Annotated in this window: 7 protein-coding genes and 1 pseudogene; 7 read left to right on the top strand and 1 reads right to left on the bottom strand. The window is 64.5% G+C overall.

The window, feature by feature from the left end; translation table 11 throughout:
* The 3 genes from ACWPW6_RS19380 to ACWPW6_RS19390 all read left to right on the top strand — a co-directional run bounded on the left by ACWPW6_RS19380 (position 1) and on the right by ACWPW6_RS19390 (position 2,264).
* Positions 1-840, top strand: a complete 840-nt coding sequence (locus tag ACWPW6_RS19380; protein WP_454210239.1) for a helicase RepA family protein — start codon at positions 1-3, stop codon at positions 838-840.
* Positions 827-1,672, top strand: a complete 846-nt coding sequence (gene repC, locus ACWPW6_RS19385) for a replication protein C, IncQ-type (protein ID WP_454210241.1) — start codon at positions 827-829, stop codon at positions 1,670-1,672. The genes ACWPW6_RS19380 and repC overlap by 14 nt, the downstream gene beginning before the upstream one ends.
* A 412-nt stretch (positions 1,673-2,084) precedes the next feature.
* Entirely contained in the window at positions 2,085-2,264 is a 180-nt protein-coding gene (locus ACWPW6_RS19390) for a hypothetical protein (RefSeq protein WP_454210243.1), read from the top strand.
* 140 nt (positions 2,265-2,404) lie between these two features.
* Here ACWPW6_RS19390 and ACWPW6_RS19395 read toward each other — a convergent pair whose 3' ends face one another.
* Positions 2,405-2,704: a hypothetical protein gene (locus ACWPW6_RS19395; RefSeq protein ID WP_454210245.1), complete on the bottom strand. Its 300-nt coding sequence runs from the start codon at positions 2,702-2,704 to the stop codon at positions 2,405-2,407.
* 183 nt (positions 2,705-2,887) lie between these two features.
* Between ACWPW6_RS19395 and ACWPW6_RS19400 the strand changes: the two are divergent.
* The 4 genes and pseudogenes from ACWPW6_RS19400 to urfF form a co-directional block, all read left to right on the top strand.
* Positions 2,888-3,529, top strand: a pseudogene (locus tag ACWPW6_RS19400) (MobA/MobL family protein); the annotation flags it as partial.
* A gap of 106 nt (positions 3,530-3,635) precedes the next feature.
* The gene (locus ACWPW6_RS19405; RefSeq protein WP_454210249.1) at positions 3,636-4,049 is read left to right on the top strand and encodes an IncQ-type mobilization protein MobB; all 414 of its coding nucleotides are present in this window, start codon (positions 3,636-3,638) and stop codon (positions 4,047-4,049) included.
* A complete protein-coding gene (locus ACWPW6_RS19410; protein ID WP_454210251.1) occupies positions 4,046-4,996 on the top strand; it encodes a DNA-primase RepB domain-containing protein in 951 nt (316 codons plus the stop codon). Before ACWPW6_RS19405 ends, ACWPW6_RS19410 begins: the two co-directional genes overlap by 4 nt.
* A 57-nt stretch (positions 4,997-5,053) precedes the next feature.
* The gene (gene urfF / locus ACWPW6_RS19415) at positions 5,054-5,260 is read left to right on the top strand and encodes a plasmid repression protein F (protein WP_454210247.1); all 207 of its coding nucleotides are present in this window, start codon (positions 5,054-5,056) and stop codon (positions 5,258-5,260) included.
* The last annotated feature ends 30 nt before the right edge of the window (positions 5,261-5,290 follow it).

Genomic DNA, 5,290 nt, shown 5'->3' on the forward strand with positions numbered 1-5,290 from the left:
ATGGCTACCCATAAGCCTATCGACATTCTGGCGAGCTTCACAGAGCTACCGCCGCCGATTGATTACGTATTGCCCAACATGGTGGCCGGCACCGTGGGGGCGCTGGTGTCCCCCGGTGGAGCCGGCAAGTCCATGCTGGCCCTGCAACTGGCCGCACAGATCGCGGGCGGCCCCGACCTGCTGGACGTGGGCGAGCTGCCCACCGGCTCAGTGATCTACCTGCCCGCCGAAGATCCGCCTACCGCCATTCATCACCGCCTGCACGCACTGGGGGCGCACCTCAGCGCCGAAGAACGGCAAGCCGTGGCTGACGGCCTGCTGATCCAGCCGCTGATCGGCAGCCTGCCCAACATCATGGCCGCCGACTGGTTCGACGGCCTCAAACGCGCCGCCGAGGGCCGCCGCCTGATGGTGCTGGACACGCTGCGCCGGTTCCACATCGAGGAGGAGAACGCCAGCGGCCCCATGGCCCAGGTGATTGGCCGCATGGAGGCTATCGCCGCCGATACCGGGTGCTCTATCGTGTTCCTGCACCATGCCAGCAAGGGCGCGGCCATGATGGGCGCAGGCGACCAGCAGCAGGCCAGCCGGGGATCGTCCGTGCTGGTGGATAACATCCGCTGGCAGTCCTACCTGTCCGGCATGACGGCCGCCGAGGCCGAGGAATGGGGCGTAGACGACTCACAGCGGCCCTATTTCGTGCGCTACGGCGTGAGCAAGGCCAACTATGGGGCACCGTTCAAAGACCGCTGGTTCAGGCGGCATGACGGCGGGGTACTCAAGCCCGCCGTGCTGGAAAAGCAACGCAAGAGCAAGGGGGTGCCCCGTGGCGAAGCCTAAGCACAACCTCAGCCACGTCCGGCACGACCCGGCGCACTGTCTGGCCCCCGGCCTGTTTCGTGCCCTCAAGCGGGGCGAGCGCAAGCGCAGCAAGCTGGACGTGACGTATGACTACGGCGACGGCAAGCGGATCGAGTTCAAGGGGCCGGAGCCGCTGGGCGCTGATGATCTGCGCATCCTGCAGGGGCTGGTGGCCATGGCCGGGCCGAGCGGTCTGGTGCTTGGCCCGGAACCCAAGACCGAAGGCGGGCAACAGCTCCGGCTGTTCCTGGAACCCAAGTGGGAGGCCGTCGAGGCTGACGCCATGGTGGTCAAGGGAAGCTATCGAGCGCTGGCCCGTGAAATCGGGTATGCAGAGGATGGCGGCAGCCAGTTCAAGGCAATCCGGGAGTGCATTGAGCGCCTGTGGACGGTCTCCATCATCGCCCAGAATGGCCGCAAGCGGCAGGGGTTCCGGCTGCTTGCCGAGTACGCCAGCGACGAGGCAGACGGGCGCCTGTATGTGGCCCTGAACCCCTTGATCGCGCAGGCCGTCATGGGTGGCGGCCAGCATGTGCGCATCAGCATGGACGAGGTGCGGGCGCTGGACAGCGAAACCGCCCGCCTGCTGCACCAGCGGCTGTGTGGCTGGATCGACCCCGGCAAAACCGGCAAGGCGGCCATAGACACGCTGTGCGGCTATGTCTGGCCGTCAGAGGCCAGTGGTTCGACCATGCGCATGCGGCGCAAGCGGGTGCGTGAGGCGCTGCCAGAGCTGGCTGCGCTGGGCTGGACGGTGGCCGAGTTCGCGGCGGGCAAGTACGACATTACCCGGCCCAAGGCGGCAGGCTGACACCCCCCCCGGTAACTGTCACGCCCCCGGCGTAACTGTGACGCCCCCCCGGCGTAACTGTGACGAACCCCCGGCGTAACTGTGACGCCCCCAAACCTGCAAACCCAGCAGGGGCGGGGGCTGGCGGGGTGCTGAAAAAATCCATCCATGATTATCTAAGAATAATCCACTAGGCGCGGTTAACAGCGCCCTAGTGGGGCGCTGTTTGCCCTTGCCCAAAATGCCCGGCCAGAGGCCGGATAGCTGCTCTATCCGCTGCGCTAGGCTACACACCGCCCCCACCGCTACGCGGTAGGGGAAAAGGCGGGCCAAGGCCCGCAAACCCAAACCCCAGCACAGACGCCGCAGGAAGCCCGCAGACGCTCTTAGCCGCTTTAGCGGCCTTTACCCCTGCCCGCAGGGCGGGGGCGGTGTGCAGCCCCGCAGGGGCCATGCTGGCCGCCTTGCGCTTGGCTATCTCTGCCTTCATCGCTCAATCCCAAATGGTGCTGTACCCGCAAAAAATACACTCGAAACCCTCGGGTTCTATCTCACCAGTAGCGATTTCCCTTTGATACTCCTCTCGGTCGCTATCGTCCGCGCTCTCGCTTAACAGCGGATAAATCGGGCTTAAATTATCGGCTCGGCCACATGCAGGGCAGCCGGCATTAGGTGCTCTTGGCATATCCTCATTCATTTTTCTTCACCCATCTTTTTATTGATGTCTTTTTCCAATTTTAGCGGTTGCAACTGTCAACCCTGCCCCTCTTGCGGCTCCGGCTTGCCGTGCTGCTGTTCTTGCTTGGGTGGCAGTCCGAAAAGTGCCCGATCATGGTCGCGCTCTAGGTAGCCGTCCAGCCCATCGAGCAGGCGCTGCTCTGGCCATTCGCCGCTCTCTATCCTGCCGAGTATCCACGCACCGACCAGCACCTTGCGCCGGGTGTCCTCTTTGCGCTTCTGCTGCTGCTCCCGTGCCCTGACCCGCTGGATCTCGGCGTTGATTCGTGCCCGCTGTTCTTCCAGCTTGGCGAGTCTATCCGCTGCTTTTGCCATATTGACAGTCCCCTTGGTTATGTGCTTGCCACCATGCTATCATCGGAGCACAGACGCCGCAAACCCCGACCGTCATTCTGACGGGAGGGCGCACTTACCGGTTTCTCTGCGAGAAACTGCCCTTCGGGCACCCCTTCGGGGCTGTGCGCTCTCCGAGGGCCATATGCATGGAGCTAAACCCCTATGGCCATCTATCACCTTACGGCCAAGACCGGCAGCCGGAACGGCGGCCAGTCGGCCAAGGCGAAAGCCGATTACATTCAGCGGGAGGGCCGTTACTCCCGCGACCGTGACGAGGTATTACATACCCAGTCCGGCCACCTGCCCGAGTGGGCCGAGCGTCCCGCCGACTACTGGGACGGTGCCGACCTGTACGAGCGGGCCAACGGTCGCCTGTTCAAAGAGGTCGAGTTTGCCTTGCCCGTGGAGCTGACCCTACATCAGCAGCGGAAGCTGGTGGACGAGTTCGCCCGCCACCTGACCGAGGGCGAGCGGTTGCCGTACACGCTGGCTATCCATGCCGGTGACGGCGAGAACCCCCATTGCCACCTGATGATCTCCGAGCGGAAGAACGACGGTATCGAGCGCCCGGCTGACCAGTGGTTCAAGCGGTACAACGCCAAACAGCCAGAGCGGGGCGGGGCGCAGAAGTCCGAAAGCCTGAAGCCCAAAGCATGGCTTGAGCAGACCCGCGAGGCATGGAGCCACCACGCCAACCGCGCCCTTGAGCAGGCCGGGCACGAGGCCCGCATTGACCACCGCACCCTTGAGGCGCAGGGCATCGAGCGCCTGCCGGGCATCCACCTTGGCCCCAACGTGGTGGAAATGGAGGCCCGAGGCATCCGCACCGAGCGGGCCGACACCGCCCTAGCCATCGACACGGCCAACGGCCAGATCATCGACCTACAAGAATACCGGGAGGTTATCGAGCATGAGCGCGATAGACAGAGTGAGGAAGTCCAGAGGAATCAACGAGTTAGCGGCAGAAATAGAGCCGCTGGCCCAGAGCATGGCGACACTGGCGGACGAAGCCCGGCAGCGGATAGCCGAGGTGCAGCAGGCCAGCGAGGAACAGGCCGCGAGCTGGACGAGCCAGCAGCAGCAGGCCATGAACACATGGCGGGAGGCAGCCAAGGACATGAGGGCCGCCGCCGGGGAGCTGACCAAGGCCAGCCAGACGGCCCGGAGCGCCGCCCGTGGCTGGACGTGGCGGCTATGGGTAGGAGTCTTGATCGCTTCCGTGACGCCTATTCTGGCGCTGCTGATCGCATCATGGCTCTCGCTGGATCTGCGCGTAGTGACCACGGAGGACGGGACGATATGGCTACGACTACTCACACCATGAAGGGCGACCGCACCGCGCAAGCCATAGCCCGGCAGCTCAAGGCCATGGGCTGCGACCGGTACGACATTGGCATACGGGACGCCGCCAGCGGCAAGATGATGAACCGGGAGTGGGCACCGCATGAGGTGCAGCAGAACGCCGCCTGGCTCAAGCGCATGAATGCCCAGGGCAACGATATTTACATTCGCCCCGCCGAGCAGGCCCGGCATGGTCTGGTGCTGGTGGACGACCTCAGCAGCGACGATCTGGACGCCATGAAGCAGGAGGGCCGGGAGCCTGCCGCCGTCATCGAGACCAGCCCCAAGAACTATCAGGCATGGGTGAAGGTGGCGCAGGACGCCCCAGCAGGCCACAGGGGTGTGATTGCCCGGGAGCTGGCCCGCGAGTATGACGCCGACCGGGCAAGCGCCGACAGCCGCCACTATGGCCGCTTGGCGGGCTTCACCAACCGTAAGGACAAGCACACCAGCCGCACCGGCTATCAGCCGTGGGTGTTGTGCCGGGAGTCCAGCGGCAAGAGCGCCACCGCAGGGCCGGAGCTGATGCAGCAGGCCGGGCAGGTGCTGGACAGCATCAAGCGCCGACAGGAGAAGGCCCGCAGGCTGGAAGGCATCGAGGCCGGGCCAAAGCGCAGCTACCGCCGTGACGCCGTGGACGACTACCGCAGCGAAATGGCCGGGCTGGTCAAGCGGTACGGTGACGACCTCAGCAAGTGCGATTTCATCGCCGCCATGAAGCTGGCCAGCAAGGGCCGGGAGCCGGACGAGATCGCCAAGGCCATGGCCGAGGCCAGCCCCGCCATCATGGAGCGCAAGGCGGGCCATGAGGCCGATTACATCAAGCGCACGGTGCAGAAAGTGATGGAGCTGCCGCAGGTGCAAGAGGCCCGCGCCGAGCTGGCGAAGCAGGCCGAGAAACAGCAGTATCGAGGGCCGACATTAGGATAAAACGCTTGCATTAGAGCTAATGCCTGTCATAGTGTTAGCTCTACCGTGGAGGGAAGCATGAAAGACAAACACGACAAGCGCACCGGCAACCTGCTGGCCACCCCTAACGCTATACGACAGGCCCGCTTTGCCGAGCAGCAGCGAGCCATGGGCCGCAAGGCCCGGAAGATATGGGCCACAGACGCAGAGGCCGAGGCGCTGCGGCTGTATCTGGAAGAACTCAGGGCGGCGCAGGACGGGGATAGCAGCCCCGCCAGCGCCTAACCATCAACCGCCTACACAGGAGGCAAATCA

This window comes from Providencia sp. Marseille-Q8014 (assembly GCF_965112055.1).

Coding starts and splice junctions, on each gene's coding strand:
- ACWPW6_RS19380 (WP_454210239.1), top strand. CDS start 1: ATGGCTACCCATAAGCCTATCGACATTCTGGCGAGCTTCACAGAGCTA.
- ACWPW6_RS19395 (WP_454210245.1), bottom strand. CDS start 2,704: ATGGCAAAAGCAGCGGATAGACTCGCCAAGCTGGAAGAACAGCGGGCA.
- ACWPW6_RS19405 (WP_454210249.1), top strand. CDS start 3,636: ATGAGCGCGATAGACAGAGTGAGGAAGTCCAGAGGAATCAACGAGTTA.
- ACWPW6_RS19410 (WP_454210251.1), top strand. CDS start 4,046: ATGAAGGGCGACCGCACCGCGCAAGCCATAGCCCGGCAGCTCAAGGCC.
- urfF (WP_454210247.1), top strand. CDS start 5,054: ATGAAAGACAAACACGACAAGCGCACCGGCAACCTGCTGGCCACCCCT.